The sequence below is a fragment of the Cellvibrio japonicus Ueda107 genome, from assembly GCF_000019225.1.
GTDB classification, from domain to species: Bacteria; Pseudomonadota; Gammaproteobacteria; order Pseudomonadales; family Cellvibrionaceae; genus Cellvibrio; species Cellvibrio japonicus.
Genome location: NC_010995.1, coordinates 2349949 through 2365641 on the forward strand (window position 1 = coordinate 2349949; position 15693 = coordinate 2365641).

Genomic DNA, 15693 nt, shown 5'->3' on the forward strand with positions numbered 1-15693 from the left:
AATGAATCCTGTACGTCGTCGATTATTACACTGCGCAGCACTGGTGATTGCCAGTGTTGCGCTGCCGGTACAAGCGGAAACGCTAACCCTCAAGGTGATGACCAGCTACCCGGCTGAAGTAACAGCGCGCATGGAGGCTGCGTTTGAAAAGGCTTATCCACAGTATCGCCTGCAAATTATCTGGCGCATGCCCCAGGACGCCCTGCCCTATCTGCAACAGCCCAAACAGGGCGGTGTGGATGTCTACTGGTCGCCCTCACCGCGCACCTTTAACCAACTCAAAGTTGAAGGTGCATTGCGTAAACTGGATATAGATTTCACCGGTTTGCCCGAGGTAATTGGTAAAACCCGCTTGCGTGACCCCGACCATTATTTTATCGCCAGCGAAATTGCCGGCTTTGGTTTTGCCATCAATACCCAAACCCTCACTACATTAGGTCTTGCTGCGCCGCAAACCTGGCGCGACCTGACCAACCCTGCACTGGCTGGACATATATTACTGCCCAATCCGGCCAGGGTTGGGTTTGCCCCTGTGTTAATCGATATTCCCCTGCAAGCCTATGGTTGGGACGCCGGTTGGGCACTGTGGAGTGAAATCAGCGGCAACGCTGAATTGTTGGAACAAGGCGGTGGTTTTATTAGCGATAAGTTAGCTTCGGGTGAATTTGCCCTAGGCTTATCCATAGACTTTTTTATCGCCTCGGCCATCGCCAATGGTGCACCTATCCATTTTGTCTACCCGGAGCGCGGCGGTATCAACCCGGCCCATATTGCGATTACCGCAGGTACAGATAAAGTAGCGGCAGCAAAAACCTTTGCCGCCTTTGTGCTATCGGAACAGGGTCAACAGTTACTGACCCACGCCGATATTCGCAAGTTGCCCGTACGCCCCGGCGTTTATGCGCAGTTACCTGCCGACTACTACCGCCCTTTTGCGGCAGCAGCGCGCGGTGAACTGGATTACGACAATGACCGCGGACGCAACCGCTTGGGCGTTATTAGCGCATTGTTCGATCATCACCTGGCGTATCGCCACCAAGAACAACGCGAGTTGTGGCAAAGGTTACATGCGCTGGAAGCCGCCGGAAAACCGCAAACGACATTGCGCCAATTATTAACGGCAGCTCCCCTTCCGGAAAGCGCAGCCGCTGATCCCCGGTTACAGCAGCAATTTCGCAATCGCCTGGAAGGCGCCAAACCTGAATTGCGTGAACCCGAGCAAGGTTGGCGGGCAGCGACCGATCAGCGGATTGCCAAAGCCCGGCAACTCTTGGAAAACCCATGATGGAATGGCGAACCTGTGTGATGGTGTTATTGCTCATCCTGGTTCAAAGGGCAATAGCCGAAGGCACTGTCACTATCATTCAACCCCACATAACCCATAACCAAACTCGCGAAGCCTATGGCCAACCTTTTCGCGGACTTAATCGGGAAGATCAGGCTCGCTTTTTTCGCGGACGCCATCTGTTTCGCCAAAGCTGGGTGATAGCTCCCGCCAGCGATACCCTGGTGGGATTGGGACCACTCTATAACCGGATCGCTTGTGTCTCCTGTCATCCCAAAAATGGCCGCGGTCGCGCACCCGAGGAAGCTGGTGAACGGATGCAATCCATGCTGGTACGCTTATCGGTTCCCGGTAAAAGCGCAACCGCCGGCCCCAAACCCCACCCGGTTTATGGCACCCAATTGAATGAAGAAGGCGTACCAGGTGTCCCTGGTGAAGGCCGTGCACAAGTGGTATGGGAATATCACACACACATCCTGGCGGACGGGACGCCAGTACGCCTGCGCAAACCGAGCATACGTTTCAGTGAATTGGGCTATGGAAAACTTAAACCTGTATTAACCTCCGCGCGCATAGGCCCGGCGGTATTCGGATTAGGTTTATTGGAAGCGGTAAGCGACGAGGACTTGTTAGCGATGGCGCAACAACCCAAACCCGATGGTATTACCGGTAAGGTCAATCGCGTATGGGATATCGCCAGCCAGCAAACACGCATCGGCCGCTTCGGAGCCAAAGCGAATGTCGCCAGTTTGCGTAGCCAAATAGCCGAAGCTATGCATAATGACCTGGGAATTACCTCGAATTTACTACCCAGGGAAAACTGCCAGCCACGCCAACACGCCTGCCGACAAGCACCCAGTGGGGGCTCACCCGAATTAAGTGATACACAGCTGGATGACCTGGAATTTTATTTTCGCCATATCGCTGTGCCCGCACAGCGCAACACAGATGCGACAGATGTGATATCCGGTGAAAAAATCTTTGCGGATATTGGCTGTGCTATTTGCCACAAGCCACAATTGCAAACCGCGAAGGATTACCCGCATACCACACTGGCTAACCTTTCCCTCCAGCCCTATACCGATCTCTTGTTGCACGATATGGGTGAAGGCTTGGCCGACCAGCGCCCGGATTTTTTGGCCAGCGGCCGTGAGTGGAGAACACCACCCTTATGGGGTATTGGCCTCACTGAATCTATCAGCGAATACCAGGCTTACTTGCACGATGGCCGCGCACAAACATTGACAGAAGCCATTCTCTGGCATGGCGGTGAAGCGAAAAAATCCCGTGACCGTTATCAACAATTACCACGCCGCAAACGCGAGCAACTGGAGCAGTTTTTGTTGTCACTCTAAACAGGAAGCTACCCTGCTTCTATTCAGGTTTAAGGAGCAAAAAGCCATGAAATACTCGCTGAAAATTACAGATTTTATCCTGCACTTGTCACTTTTCGATGCCGCAGGTGATGCCGATCGCTTTGTGCGCACCTCTTTTTATATTCATGCTATCCCCCAAACCAGTGATGCCCACCGCGCTGTCGCCAGTGCATGTATTCACGGCTGATCCACTTATTGGGAAGTGGAACCAACAGCCTTGATTAATCGGATTGCCACAAAGACTAGCACGCCAACCGCTAACAACAAAATCCCCCAAAACACCAGGGTTGTCCAATTCACTGACTCGCTAAAGCGAGCAAATTGATGAATATCAGGGTCGAGGTTTACCGCGTCAACTTTTTCCCATTGAACCTCTTTTCCTGCCGTTAACTGCGAGAAAACCTGTGCCCCGGCGCTGTTATTCGGCAGCGGATGATCGGTTTCTATGCCAACCTTAAAGGGCGCTGCATTACTGGCAATAAATTGCAACAATTGCGACTGATGGTGGAAAACCAGTATTGGGTTCGCGTTGTTTCGAACCTGTTCACTCAATTCAACTCGCCAGAATAAATCACTGTTTTGGTAGATACTGATACTATCACTGTGTTGCCACACATCACCTACCTGTGCATTAAACCAAACGCCCTGATACACCAATTGCCAGGGCTGCTTTTCCGTACGACGGGAAAACAGCTTGATATTATCGCCATAGCTGGTTTCGCCCAGTGCCAGGCTTATACGAGTGACCGGCGCCATTTCAGCGCGGGTAAACTCCCAGGCAGCCGCCGATGCTTTATTAACCGAAGATTTGGCATTCAGTGCCGATGTTTGAGCCTCGGCTAAACGCCCGGTCACTTGCCACTGCCTATCTGCAATCAAGGCATTTGAGGCCTGCTGTGTAATTACCTGCACACTGGTTAACAGCAAGCCCTGCCCACCGCGGGGAAACTGCAAACGCAAATAAGCATATTCCCGCGCGTGAAGGTTTAGCCCGATTTGCTTGCGTGTTAGCTTTTGTCCGTTTTTTTGCAATTGCACCAGAGTGCCATGGGCAACCGGCGACCAACTGGACAAATCGTTGGAGCCACTAATTTCCACATCCAGGTACTGGTTGATTTCTGCCACCTGCCAATCCAGTTGCAGCTTATCGGCAGTCGCCCTGAACTCCGTCAGATCCACCACATAAAAATCAATCGGGGCTTGTTGATCGAGCAACTCTGTACGGGGTGTTTTTTCCACGGTAACGGAAATGGCGTTGTCATCCAGGCGAATAGATGCACTGCTAAGCGCCAGAAGCGTTTCCGGTTTGGCCCCGACAGGCACAGGGAAAAAGTGCACATGGCTAACCTGTTCTTGCGGTGCCTGCGCGACGGGGATACGGATAACCCGGTGTGGCAATCTATTGCCCTGCCCATCAACGACGACCAGATCCTGTAAATCGCTACTGCGGGAGTAGCGATAAATATCTTCGGTTAATTCCAGCTGCAAGTAAGGCGTAGCCTTGTCTGGCTGAAGTTTTATGTCGTAAACAGCAACAACTCCGGCAACCGTATTTAACGCGCCGCAGGCCAGCACCAATGCAAGGCAGCCACTCCATAAAAATCGCATCAGGACTTCTCCTCTTGGCCCTTTTCAGGATCTGAAACAACAGGTCTGCCCGGGATTGGCGACAGATAACCAATTAACAGCATCAGGCCACCCACGACCATAAACGAAATAATCCTGGCCAAGGTGCCACTGTCCCCCAGATCTTTGGTGAACAGTTTTATCAGTACGATCGCCAACAAGCCTGCACCGATTAACCACAGCTCACGCCATTGGATACGACGGGAAATATTCATTACCACCAAAGCACACAGGCTCCACAGGATCGACAGGGCCATTTGCACCAGGTCGGAATGCCACAGCGCCTCCGGGTGATAGGCCACCCCGGTATAGTGGTGGAGTGCGCGTAAAACAACCAGGTTTAACCACACGAATCCCAAACCACCCAGCAGTCCCCAGCGCAGGGGGGTGGGCCATTGTTGGGCCGCTAACAAATCGCGTCGGTAGATATAAACCAGGACAATCAATACAGCGGCCTGGGCCACATCCAGCGGGTTGATAATGGGCAAATAGAAATAGTCAGTTATCCCGGTGTAATGGCTGGCATGGATAAACCAATAACCCAACAGGATAACCAGCGGGGCAGGAATCCATCGCCGGTAATCGCGCTGCCATGCGGTAAAAGGCCAGCATGCTTTGGGCGCAAGATAGAGCAAGGCAGATAAAGGAATCACCACACAGGCAAACCAGAGCATGAGTTTGGTGGTTCCTTGCCAATTAAAATACGACTGCCAATAAGATGCTTCCCAATACACCAGGAGCCATAAAAACCAGGCAGTCAGCACATGGTACGCACTCAACAGTGCCGCTGGACGTATCGCCTGCTGTAACCAGAGGATGCGATATTGCACTGCAAAAAATGCCAGCAATCCCAGTAATCCCCAACCCTGGGAGGGATAAACGCTATAACCGATAAAGAGGGATTCACCGTAATGGCGCAAGCTCCACAATGCCACCAGCGGCAATAACCAAAAACCGAGGGAGGCGGCACCGGGCCAGGCAGTGTTGCGGCTGATCAGCAATATCACCAGGGTAGAGGCCACAAAAAAACCATTGACCAACACAATCAGGTATTCACCAGGCACATGGGCTTGTAACTCCGTGACGCCGGCAAACAGCCACCACAACCAGCCAATCGCCAGTGCCACCCTCGCCATGGCCAGGGCCGGCGACAGGGCCTGCTGCGCATAACGATGCAGCAAATAGGCAGCGCAAAGCGCGGTCAGGGACAGGATCAGCAGGCCGATAAAATCACCGCTGATAATCGCCACGGGGCCAGTCGCTATACCCTGGATAATGAGCGCTACCGCTGCCGCAAGATGCAGGCAATAACCGGCGAAGCGCGGCAGTAAACGCTGTTGGCGCAACCCCACCCATATCAGGCCAATGGCCTCCAACGCCCAGCTTGCCGATGTCCATTGTGCACTCAGCGCCAGCGGAATCGCCAGGGTGGCAAAGCCAACGCCCAAGGCAATAAACGATTCAATCAGGACGCGGTGTGTCTGTTGGTATTTAAACCACAGGAAACGCGCCAGGCCGATATAGACAGCTGCCAACACCAGGGCACTGATCGCCAAACCATATTCCGTGTGCTTTAACAGGGCCGTTTGCAAAGCGAACCCCACAATGGGTAAACCAAACACCAGGCTGGCATCGACCAATCCTTTCAGGTTAGGCGGCTGTTTCAGCGAAAAAAGTACCGATACCAATAGGTAGAGCGCAAAAAAGGCCAGCAGGAATGGTTGGGTACTGGCATATAAATGCGGCTGGTAATCCAGTACGCCCCAGGCAGTGCTGATCACAAAGGTAAAGACAAAGCCAATCCAATTCAGCAGGCGCCAGGTTTTGAACCAGGCAATCGCCAATATGCCCAGGTTGAGTAGCAGGTAAAAACTGAACAGCGCAACATGGTTGCCCGAGCCATCGGAGGTAAGGATAGGCGCCAGGAAACCGCCAGCCGTTGCCATCAGGGATAGTACCTGGGCGTTTTGCAATAACGCCAGGAGCACACCCACAGCAACAGTCAACAGCATGAATGCCAGCGCCACAGTAACAGGCATCACCTCATAGAGTTTGGCCGCTGCAAACAGGGTCAGGTAAAGCGCAGCGACACCACCCCCTTGCAGCACCAATCCATAGCCGCCAGCCTTGTGACGGGTTTTCCACCCCAACACAATTAATACCACCGAGACAGCGGCCACCATTGCCATGCGTAATTCAAGCGGCAACAACCCCTGGTTGGCCGTGTACTTCACTAAAAAGCTCAGGCCGAAAAACATCACCACCATACCGATGCGGACAATAGGGTTACCCTCGGTGAAAAAGCGCTGCACCCAGGTTGTCAGCTTCGTTAATGGATCAGGTTGTGCTGGTTTTGGTTTATGTGGAGGTGATGCCATATCTGGCAAATCCAGATCCAGCTTCATGTCGGCCACAGCTTCTGTTTTCTGTATCTCAGATGCTTTTACTGCCGCGTGTGTATGCTCGGATACAGGAGAACCCGCTGTTTGAGCATTAACAACAGGTGTTGAGACGGGTGGTGGGGATTTAAGCTCAGGCTCTTGCAGTTTTTTCTGCCAGGCCAGTAACTGCGCTACATGGCGGGATTGCTCTGCAAGCTTATTGGACAGGTTTAATACCTGCCCCGCTAAAAAACCCAGGACTGTACCAATCAGCCAGCCGTCATACCCTAACGCCATAGCGCCGAGCACTAATCCCACCAAGGTGAACGTAATAACGAGAAACATAGATTTCCTATAAAGATCGGCGCGTTATTGTGTAACCAATTATTCCGTTTTGGTTGATTGATCCGCTAAAGCGTTTGATGCTTTGTCCACTGATTCAATCGCCAGGGTTTTCACTGGCATCAGGATCTGCTCCTGTTCCAGTTGCCACCCTATGGAGGCACAGAGCTGCTGCATCATTAACTGGATTTGCTGCTGGGCTATTTGCGGCAAGTCACTTTCCATGGCTTTGTCCTGCATCAGCTTTTTGGCTTCGGCCAGGATAGCGGTGTAATCCTCGTTATCGAATTTGTTCAACAATCCCTGGTTGATGTCATAAAACTTGTAATCTGTATCCGTGGCCAGGATTTCCGGCTCGGCAAAATGTTCAACCACCAGGGTTTTCTTATCAAAGTCGCGCCGAAAACGCATTTTGCTGAAATCGTAACCAACAGATACCTTGGCTTTGGCAACCACCAGGGCTTTACTGTTGGTTTTGAAGATACCGAGAAAGGCACGTTTTGCATTGTGGTCATAAATTTCGGTGAAATAGCCTTCAGCGAGCACCACTTTAAAGACCTTTTCAATGCGCTCCAACAACACCTGGGACTCACTGGTAATATCCTGGCCCGGCATCTTGAGGTGCTTGCGGTAATACCAGGAAAAACCTTGCCAGGCGGCAACAGCGCCCACTACCAAGGCAATGACAAATAACACAATATCCATGGTGCCTCACTTTGCTTGTACAAGGGTACGGAAAATGGCTGTCAGTATAAGGTAGAATGCCAGCCACTTGCCTTATGCCCTTCTCTATCTGTGATTAAGGTTGGCGTCCCACTCCCATAGCCTGGTACTGGTATATAAAGCCCTCCCATGCAATCTAGCCTGGTATTACATCCCCTTCCCTACACGCCCGATTCAGTCTCCTGGCTACTGGCGATTCGCCACCTGCCACGCCTTGTCTGGCTGGACTCCGGACACCCGGGGAGCCACTACGGCCGCTTTGACATCCTTGCCGCAGCCCCGTCCGTTAATCTGGAAACCCATGGCACACGGACGGTCATAACGCACAACACCACCAGCCAATCCCATTCCCTGGACGATCCCTTCCAGCTGTTAGGGCAGTATCTATCCCTGTCCAGCGATGCCGTTAGCCACCCCCTGCCCTTTATTGGCGGTGCCCTGGGCTATTTTGGCTACGACCTGGGTCGACGCCTGGAAAAACTGCCCAACCAGGCCCAGGCCGATATTGACCTGCCGGACCTGAGTATTGGTATCTATCCCTGGGCAATACTGCAGGATCATCAGCAACAACAGGCGTGGCTGGTGTTCAACCCGGCCCTGGATGCTGCTTATAACTTTTTGGAAATCGAGCAATTGTGCCGGGATGCGCCGCAAAACACCTGGTTCCACGAACCTAGACTCAACCTTAAGAGTGACAATAATTTATTTAAAATCAATGAGTTTAAAAGCAAAGTTAATGTAGATGAATACGCCAAAGCCATGGCGCAGATCCAGGCTTATATCCGCGCAGGCGATTGCTATCAGGTGAACTATGCCCAGCGCTTTAGCGCCTGTTACCAGGGCGATCCCCTGCTTGCCTACCTGGCGTTGCGAACCAGCCTCCCCTCACCTTTTTCCGGTTTTATGCAACTCCCCCAGGGGGCAGTACTCAGCCTGTCACCGGAGCGATTTATCCAGGTGCGCCGGCAGCAGGTAGAAACCAAACCGATTAAAGGCACTATCAAGCGCGGCGCAACGGCGGAGGAAGATGTTGCTAATGCCAACTGGCTGGTGAACAGCACCAAGAATCGCGCCGAAAACGTGATGATCGTGGACCTGTTGCGCAATGACCTGAGCAAGCACTGTACCCGGGTAAAAGTGCCGACGCTGTGCGAATTGCAAACTTTTGCCAACGTACACCACCTGGTCAGCACCGTGACCGCACAGTTAAACCCCAATGCCAGTCCCCTGGATGTGCTGCGCGATAGCTTTCCCGGTGGCAGCATCACCGGCGCGCCCAAAATTCGCGCCATGGAAATTATCGAGGAGCTGGAGCCGACACGGCGCTCTGTGTATTGCGGCAGCCTGGGCTATATCAGCCAGGATGGACAAATGGACACCAACATCGCGATTCGCACACTGGTCTGCGATGGCGAACAGATCCACTGCTGGGGCGGCGGCGGCATAGTGGCCGATTCAGAAACCGATCAGGAATACACAGAATCCATCGCCAAGGTAAAAGTACTGATGGATACTCTGGAGCAGTACTTTGGTCCCACAACCTGACCTGTCCGCCGAATCGTTGACCAAGCACCTCAGGCCCCTGTATTCAACAACGAGGAACAACCCATGCTTATCCAAAACCACCAGGTAGACCTGGATACCCCGACGGGCACTATGCGCACTTATGTGTATCGCCCTCGGGAAACAGCTGAAACTGAACACAAGCAATTCCCGGCGATTATCCTCTATTCCGAGATTTTCCAACAAACCTCACCGATTCGCCGCAGCGCACAAATTATGGCGGGCCACGGCTTTATTGTGTTGGTACCGGAAGTTTTCCATGAGCTGAACCCGATCGGTACCGTATTGGGTTACGACGACGCAGGGCGAGATAAAGGCAACGCCGATAAAGTGGCCAAACACCTCGAAGCCCACGATAGCGACACCCAGTCCATGGTGGATTATCTGAACACCCTGCCCTATTACTCCGGCAAGCTGGGCGCTATGGGGTTTTGCCTGGGGGGCGGCCTGGCTTATCGCGCTGCCATGCACCCGTCTGTGCTGGCAACCAGTTGTTTCTACGCTACCGATATCCATTCCGGCCTGACCCCCTCGCAAACCGGCAACGACAGCCTTACACGCACCAAAGACATCCGCGGCGAACTGCAAATGATCTGGGGTAAGCAAGACCCGCACATCCCGGCGGAAGGTCGCGCCAGGGTTTATCAAAACCTGGTGGAAAAGGGCGTGAACTTTACCTGGCACGAGTTTAATGGCGTACACGCCTTTATGCGTGACGAAGGCGATCGCTACGATGCGGAGTTACAACTGCTCGGCTATCAAATGGCGATTGGCCTGTTCAGACGCGTACTCTACTAAGCCCCACCCCGCCAATAATAAAAAGCCCGCCATAGTATTTTTATGGCGGGCTTTTTTGTCAGTGGAACCAGGTTAAATCAGTAGCCAACACTTTGGGCATAGTTCAGAATTTTGGTGCCGTAATCACCGCCCCACTCATAGCCATAGCGACGCTCCGGCTCAATTTCCATAATGTCATATTGCTTGCCGGTACCCGGCGGATTATCCGTCGATAAACGCCCACTGAAAAATCCGGTGTCCGCATCCACATCATAAAAGCGATACCACATGGTGCTGCCACTTTGCGGCTGGATAGGATTGTAACTGTCATCCGTGCTACCGGAGGAGCGCTTGATATAAGCGGTGTTAGCCACCTTCACACTGTCACTGCGATACCAGGCCAAAGCTGCCTTGACAGAGGCTTCAACTTCCGGGGTCTGGGGGCGCGTCATCAGGAATGCCACAACCAGCACCGACTCCTTGCCACTCTTGGAGGGCAACTCATAAGAGCGCGCCCCGCGAGGCACATAAGTTACCGGATCATGCTGGGCACACCAAACCGTTTTAACGCCGTTCTGCTCTATCTGGGCATTCACAATAAAATCGACCCCCTTATTGATGGCGGCCTCTATTTGCGACAACTGCTCGCCACTAAAAAGATCACCGTCCAATGGGGCCACGGCTTTTTGTGACTGGTCGAGCAAGATCAATACCCGCGCCATGGCATCATCGTTAAAGGTGACATGGTTGGAATAGGTAGTGCCCGTCCGCGCAGGGTACACCTGGGGCCAGCCACCGCTGGCATACTGCATGGTCAGGATAAAATCCATCGCACGACGGGCAGCATCGCGGTACTTGCTATCGCCACTGCGGCGATAGACATCGGCCAGGAACAGGAGCTCCGATACCGTGGCATCATTGTCGATAGTACCCAATTCGACGTTGTTGGCCCCGCGCCAATCCGAGCGGGATTCACTGCCGTTCCAGGGATTGTTGTACTTGGAAACATCAAATTTATAAAAACCGCCATGGGGCAGCTGCCAGCTAATCATATTGTCAGCACGGGTTTTGTCTGCTGCCAATTTGGCGGCTGCATCACCGCTGCTACTCAGCCAGCTTTTGTAGTTGTTAAGCTCCGTGTATACCGGGTTATTGGTCTGCGACAGCATTGGGGCCGATGAACTGTTACTGCCTGAAGATGAGGAGCTGCTGGACGAACTGGAAGATACGAGATAGCCCGCACAGCTCTGCGCACTCGGCTCGGTGCTGGTATCCGCTTGATAGCCAATCCACAGGTCATCGAGCACAACAACGGCCCCGCTTTCTGTGCGCAACTGGAGATAGGATGTTGCCGAGCCTAAACTCGACTCAACAACAACTCGCTCACCCCGCGTCAGGGTATCAACGGCAACCTGATGGATACGGCTGGATGAACCATGGATGGAATTAGCCGCTGCCGAGGTATTGTTATCAACATACAACTGCAGGTTTTTGTTGCTGCCTGTCACTTCCCAATCCAATACACAAAAAGAAATACGGTAAGCCTGGGAGAGATCCAGTTCACCCTGTGTTTGGGTATCACCAGCGGCACTGGTTGTCTCCGGCTGTGTATTGCCAAGTGTGAAACGCGCTGCCGGTAAACGCATCCTGCCATCACTGAAAAGCGGCGTACCGGACACACGGAAATAAAAAGCCTGGTTACTGGCACTCAGGGACTTATAGCCTTCGCTGAAAAAACCATCCGCATCCACGACATCATTAAAGTTTTCCAGTAAGGGTAAAGGGGACGCCGCCGAAGGCAAGGACGATGAAACACTGGAGCTGCTGGATACAGGTTCCGAACTTGAAGAAGAGCTGCTGCTGGAAGCAGGCTCCAGGCTGGCAGATGAACTGCTACTGGATACGGAAGTGCCCTGTGAGGAAGAGGCACTGCCTGGAACAGACGACGAACTGGAACTGGTTGAGTTATTACTGCTACCACCGGAACCGCCGCCACAGGCGATAAGACTGGTTGTAAATAACGCAACTCCCAAGTGCATGAGTTTCATAAGCATGGTTCTCTGAATAATAACTACTCATTGACCAATACTATGCCGATAGTGTGTTCGGTGAAGAAAACCCGAATTATTTTAATAATAATGTATTTGCTTAAGGACTCATTCCTGGAGTTCCGGGGATAGGTACTTAAACTCCCACCCCCGGAAAAAGTTCCATCAAGCTATGTAAAGCTTAAAGGCTCAGTGTGCGATTACTCGCCTTGATAAATTCTTTTTTCAAATCTTCGTAGGTATGGACAGCGGGGAACTGTGGGAACTGATCAATCACATTTTGCGGTGCGTGGAACAGAATACCTTGATCGGCTTCACCCAGCATGGTGGTATCGTTATAGGAATCACCCGCAGCAATAACACGATAGTAAAGGGTTTTAAGCGCAAGCACTGATTGGCGCTTGGGGTCTTTCTGGCGCAGGGTGTAACCCGCTACCATGCCGCGCTCATCGATATTCAAGCGATGGCAGAACAAGGTCGGGAATCCCAACTGGCGCATCAGGGGTTGGGAAAATTCATAGAAGGTGTCAGACAGGATGATGACCTGGAAACGCTCGCGCAACCAGTCAACAAACTCAACGGCACCGTCCAGCGGCTTCAGGGTTGCAATTACATCCTGGATTTCCTTCAAACCCAATTTATGCTGTTCGAGGATGCGAATGCGCTGCTTCATCAGTACATCATAATCCGGTATATCACGGGTTGTAGCCTTGAGCTCCTCGATACCGGTCACCTTGGCGAACTCAATCCAAATCTCGGGAACCAAAACCCCTTCCAAATCCAGGCATGCAATTTCCACAGCGACCTCCCAAAACGGTTAAAAAACAGGCTATTTGCACCCAAAAAGTGGCAGCAATCTACCCGTTTTACACCACTAAAGCAAACCCGCCCAGAAGCGGGTTTGGGCCGTACAGGCCCAGTCTGGTATCCTTTGCACAACAATCAAAACCTGATGCCAGCCTGTATAGGCACTAGCCAGGCATCCACCTCTGACCGTGAGACGCTGCCATGACTGACAACCTGATTAATGTGGTCGACCTGGACACCAAGTTCCAGCAAGAAAGTCCGCAGAAAATCCTCAAGTACGCCCTCAATCACTTTGACAATATCGCCATTTCTTTCAGCGGTGCGGAAGATGTTGTGCTGATTGAAATGGCCCGCAATTATCGTCCGGATGTCCCCGTTTTCTGCCTGGATACTGGCCGCCTGCACCCGGAGACTTATCGGTTTATCGAAAAAGTACGCAAACACTACGGTATCAAGATTGATGTGATTTCCCCTGATGGCGATGCAGTACGCAAGCTGGTGGCCGAAAAAGGCTTATTTAGTTTTTATGAGGACGACCATAAAGAATGTTGCGGCATTCGCAAAATTGAGCCGCTGCGTAAAAAACTGCTTACCCTGGATGCCTGGATTACTGGCCAGCGCAAGGACCAAAGCCCTACACGCACCGATATTCCCGCCATCCAGAACGACACCTTGTTTGCACGCCCCGGCGAAACCCTGACCAAGTTTAATCCGCTGGTCAACTGGTCCTCCAAAGACGTCTGGGACTATATCCGCCTGTGCGAAGTGCCCTACAACGAACTGCATGAGCGCGGTTTTATTTCGATTGGCTGCGAGCCCTGCACTCGCCCGGTAGCTCCCGGGCAACATGAGCGCGAAGGCCGCTGGTGGTGGGAAGAGGCCACGAAAAAAGAATGTGGCCTACACGCCGGGAATGTGGATCAGTAAAAGCAACCAACCTTAACCCAGGCACACACCCGTGCCACCCAAACCGCAATAACCACCGGGATTTTTGTGCAGGTACTGCTGGTGATAGGTTTCTGCGTAATAGAACTCACTCGCCGGCAAAATCTCGGTGGTTATCTCTCCCAGCCCGTTTTCGTTCAAGGCTGACTGATAGTCTCTCCGGGTGGCTTCCGCCAATTCGCGTTGCGCCTCGGTAAAGTAATAGATTCCCGAGCGGTATTGTGTGCCCCTGTCATTCCCCTGGCGCATGCCCTGGGTGGGGTTATGGGCCTCCCAGAAAACCTTGAGCAGCTGTCCCAGCGAGACTTGCTCAGGATCAAAAACAACCAATACAACCTCGTTATGGCCCGTTAAGCCCGAGCATACTTCTTCATAAGTGGGATTGGGCGTATACCCGGCCGAATAGCCGACAGCGGTGGTGTATACCCCGGGCTGCTGCCAAAATTTTCGCTCCGCGCCCCAAAAACACCCCAGCCCCAGGATAATCTGTTCCATCCCCACAGGAAAAGGCGGCTTGATGGACACCAGTTTTACGGCATGCCGATCATCGACGAGTATGGGCTCTGCCCTGCCCGGCAAGGCCTGCTCGCGGGTGGGCATTATCATTTTGGTGGTATTAAACAACATAGGAACCTCGTATCACCTACATCCACACTACCAACAAAAACGGCGCCCTCAGGCACCGTTTCAGGTTAGAACCAGCGATTCAAATTTAACCTTTCCCACCAGGTCATCAGCAGGCGATCGACAGCGCCCTGGGCAGCCAGGCCCAATTTTTCCGGCAGTGTCTTTTTAAAGGTAAATTCCACAGTATAAATATCGGCCTGATCGACCTGGGACAGCAGGTATTCATCACTGGTTTGCAATTCGTCGATCAGGTTGACATCTTTGGCGCGGCGGCCAAACCAAACCTCACCGGTGGCAACCTTGGCAATATCCACCTGTGGGCGATGCTCACCGACAAACTCCTTAAAGAGCACATGGGTATCTTCCAGCTCTTCAACAAATTTGGCGCGACCTTTTTCTGTGTTTTCACCAAACATTGTCACGGTGCGCTTGAACTCGCCAGCGGTGAACATTTCAAAATCAATATCATTCTTTTTCAGCAGCTTGTGGAAGTTGGGCAATTGGGCGATAACCCCTATTGATCCCACAATGGCAAATGGGGCAGCGACAATTTTATTGGCGACACACGCCATCATGTAACCACCGCTGGCAGCGACCTTATCAACGCAGACCGTCAACGGAATGTGTTTGTGGGTAATGCGCGCAAGCTGGCTGGACGCCAGGCCGTAGCCATGTACCATGCCGCCACCACTTTCAACCTTGACGACTACTTCGTCAGTGGGTTTGGCAATACTCAATACCGTGGTGATTTCCTCACGCAAATTGTCGCAGGCAGAGGCCTTGATATCACCGTAAAAATCCAGCACAAAAACACGCTTTTTCTCTGGTGCTTCAGCGTGTCCAGCACCGCTATCGACAGTGTCTTCAGCAGGTTTGGCTGTTGTTTTGGCGGCTTTTTTCTTTTGCGCCTTTTCTTCCTTTAACCGTTTTTTCTCCGCCTTTTCAAAAGCCTTGTAAGCCTCTTCGTCCATCATGGCATCGCGCAGGGCATCGCGCATCTGCTCATACTTTTCATTCAGCTTAATGACTTCAATCTGCCCTTTGTCAGATTTTTTATTGCGCCCTCCAAGTGACACAGCCAGGCTGATAATGACAAAAACGGCAACCACAAAGGTCACCGTTTTAGCGAGGAACAAACCGTATTCTGCTAAAAATTCCAAACCACAAACTCCAGATAAGTAGTAAAACAAACC

General features: G+C 52.3%; 13 protein-coding genes. 6 read left to right on the forward strand and 7 right to left on the reverse strand.

Going from position 1 to position 15693, the window contains the following annotated elements; genetic code table 11:
• Position 1: 1 nt before the first annotated feature.
• Genes CJA_RS09885 through CJA_RS19460 form a run of 3 tightly spaced genes read left to right on the forward strand, consistent with a single transcriptional unit; the run spans position 2 to position 2848 of the window.
• Positions 2–1285 (forward strand): ABC transporter substrate-binding protein, encoded by a 1284-nt coding sequence (locus CJA_RS09885; protein ID WP_012487639.1) that lies wholly within the window; start codon positions 2–4, stop codon positions 1283–1285.
• Complete coding sequence (locus tag CJA_RS09890; protein WP_012487640.1) at positions 1282–2640, forward strand: di-heme oxidoreductase family protein; 1359 nt, start codon at positions 1282–1284, stop codon at positions 2638–2640. Before CJA_RS09885 ends, CJA_RS09890 begins: the two co-directional genes overlap by 4 nt.
• A 46-nt stretch (positions 2641–2686) precedes the next feature.
• Positions 2687–2848, forward strand: a complete 162-nt coding sequence (locus CJA_RS19460) for a hypothetical protein (RefSeq protein WP_012487641.1) — start codon at positions 2687–2689, stop codon at positions 2846–2848.
• 5 nt (positions 2849–2853) lie between these two features.
• Here the strand turns inward: CJA_RS19460 and CJA_RS09895 are convergent, their stop codons facing one another.
• The 3 genes from CJA_RS09895 to CJA_RS09905 are packed head-to-tail and all read right to left on the reverse strand — an operon-like array spanning position 2854 to position 7715.
• A complete protein-coding gene (locus CJA_RS09895; RefSeq protein ID WP_012487642.1) occupies positions 2854–4269 on the reverse strand; it encodes a DUF3999 domain-containing protein in 1416 nt (471 codons plus the stop codon).
• Positions 4269–7013: a DUF2339 domain-containing protein gene (locus CJA_RS09900; protein WP_012487643.1), complete on the reverse strand. Its 2745-nt coding sequence runs from the start codon at positions 7011–7013 to the stop codon at positions 4269–4271. The genes CJA_RS09895 and CJA_RS09900 overlap by 1 nt, the downstream gene beginning before the upstream one ends.
• Before the next feature lie 39 nt (positions 7014–7052).
• Positions 7053–7715, reverse strand: coding sequence for a DUF4230 domain-containing protein (locus CJA_RS09905; protein ID WP_012487644.1), 663 nt, complete (start codon positions 7713–7715; stop codon positions 7053–7055).
• A 147-nt stretch (positions 7716–7862) separates the two neighbouring features.
• Between CJA_RS09905 and pabB the strand changes: the two genes are divergently transcribed.
• Both pabB and CJA_RS09915 read left to right on the forward strand, forming a co-directional pair.
• Entirely contained in the window at positions 7863–9278 is a 1416-nt protein-coding gene (pabB, locus tag CJA_RS09910) for an aminodeoxychorismate synthase component I (RefSeq protein WP_012487645.1), read from the forward strand.
• A 63-nt stretch (positions 9279–9341) separates the two neighbouring features.
• Complete coding sequence (locus CJA_RS09915; protein WP_012487646.1) at positions 9342–10094, forward strand: dienelactone hydrolase family protein; 753 nt, start codon at positions 9342–9344, stop codon at positions 10092–10094.
• A 77-nt stretch (positions 10095–10171) separates the two neighbouring features.
• Here CJA_RS09915 and pelA read toward each other — a convergent pair whose 3' ends face one another.
• Positions 10172–12121, reverse strand: coding sequence for a pectate lyase (pelA, locus tag CJA_RS09920; protein WP_041551431.1), 1950 nt, complete (start codon positions 12119–12121; stop codon positions 10172–10174).
• 181 nt (positions 12122–12302) lie between these two features.
• Positions 12303–12920 (reverse strand): bifunctional phosphoserine phosphatase/homoserine phosphotransferase ThrH, encoded by a 618-nt coding sequence (gene thrH / locus CJA_RS09925; RefSeq protein WP_012487648.1) that lies wholly within the window; start codon positions 12918–12920, stop codon positions 12303–12305.
• 209 nt (positions 12921–13129) lie between these two features.
• Between thrH and CJA_RS09930 the strand changes: the two genes are divergently transcribed.
• Positions 13130–13855 carry a phosphoadenylyl-sulfate reductase gene (locus CJA_RS09930; RefSeq protein ID WP_012487649.1) on the forward strand — a complete coding sequence of 242 codons (726 nt, stop codon included), beginning with the start codon at positions 13130–13132 and terminating at the stop codon, positions 13853–13855.
• 12 nt (positions 13856–13867) lie between these two features.
• On the opposite strand, the gene msrA is transcribed toward CJA_RS09930, so the two are convergent.
• Together msrA and sohB are read right to left on the reverse strand one after the other, a co-directional pair.
• Positions 13868–14500, reverse strand: coding sequence for a peptide-methionine (S)-S-oxide reductase MsrA (gene msrA, locus CJA_RS09935; RefSeq protein WP_012487650.1), 633 nt, complete (start codon positions 14498–14500; stop codon positions 13868–13870).
• Positions 14501–14565: 65 nt separating this feature from the next.
• Entirely contained in the window at positions 14566–15660 is a 1095-nt protein-coding gene (sohB, locus tag CJA_RS09940; protein ID WP_012487651.1) for a protease SohB, read from the reverse strand.
• Positions 15661–15693: the final 33 nt, after the last annotated feature.

Excerpts from the sequence above, each read along its gene's own strand:
- CJA_RS19460 (WP_012487641.1), top strand. The coding sequence starts at position 2,687 with ATGAAATACTCGCTGAAAATTACAGATTTTATCCTGCACTTGTCACTT.
- CJA_RS09905 (WP_012487644.1), bottom strand. The coding sequence starts at position 7,715 with ATGGATATTGTGTTATTTGTCATTGCCTTGGTAGTGGGCGCTGTTGCC.
- pelA (WP_041551431.1), bottom strand. The coding sequence starts at position 12,121 with ATGAAACTCATGCACTTGGGAGTTGCGTTATTTACAACCAGTCTTATC.
- CJA_RS09890 (WP_012487640.1), top strand. The coding sequence starts at position 1,282 with ATGATGGAATGGCGAACCTGTGTGATGGTGTTATTGCTCATCCTGGTT.
- CJA_RS09885 (WP_012487639.1), top strand. The coding sequence starts at position 2 with ATGAATCCTGTACGTCGTCGATTATTACACTGCGCAGCACTGGTGATT.
- CJA_RS09915 (WP_012487646.1), top strand. The coding sequence starts at position 9,342 with ATGCTTATCCAAAACCACCAGGTAGACCTGGATACCCCGACGGGCACT.
- CJA_RS09930 (WP_012487649.1), top strand. The coding sequence starts at position 13,130 with ATGACTGACAACCTGATTAATGTGGTCGACCTGGACACCAAGTTCCAG.
- pabB (WP_012487645.1), top strand. The coding sequence starts at position 7,863 with ATGCAATCTAGCCTGGTATTACATCCCCTTCCCTACACGCCCGATTCA.
- CJA_RS09895 (WP_012487642.1), bottom strand. The coding sequence starts at position 4,269 with ATGCGATTTTTATGGAGTGGCTGCCTTGCATTGGTGCTGGCCTGCGGC.
- msrA (WP_012487650.1), bottom strand. The coding sequence starts at position 14,500 with ATGTTGTTTAATACCACCAAAATGATAATGCCCACCCGCGAGCAGGCC.
- CJA_RS09900 (WP_012487643.1), bottom strand. The coding sequence starts at position 7,013 with ATGTTTCTCGTTATTACGTTCACCTTGGTGGGATTAGTGCTCGGCGCT.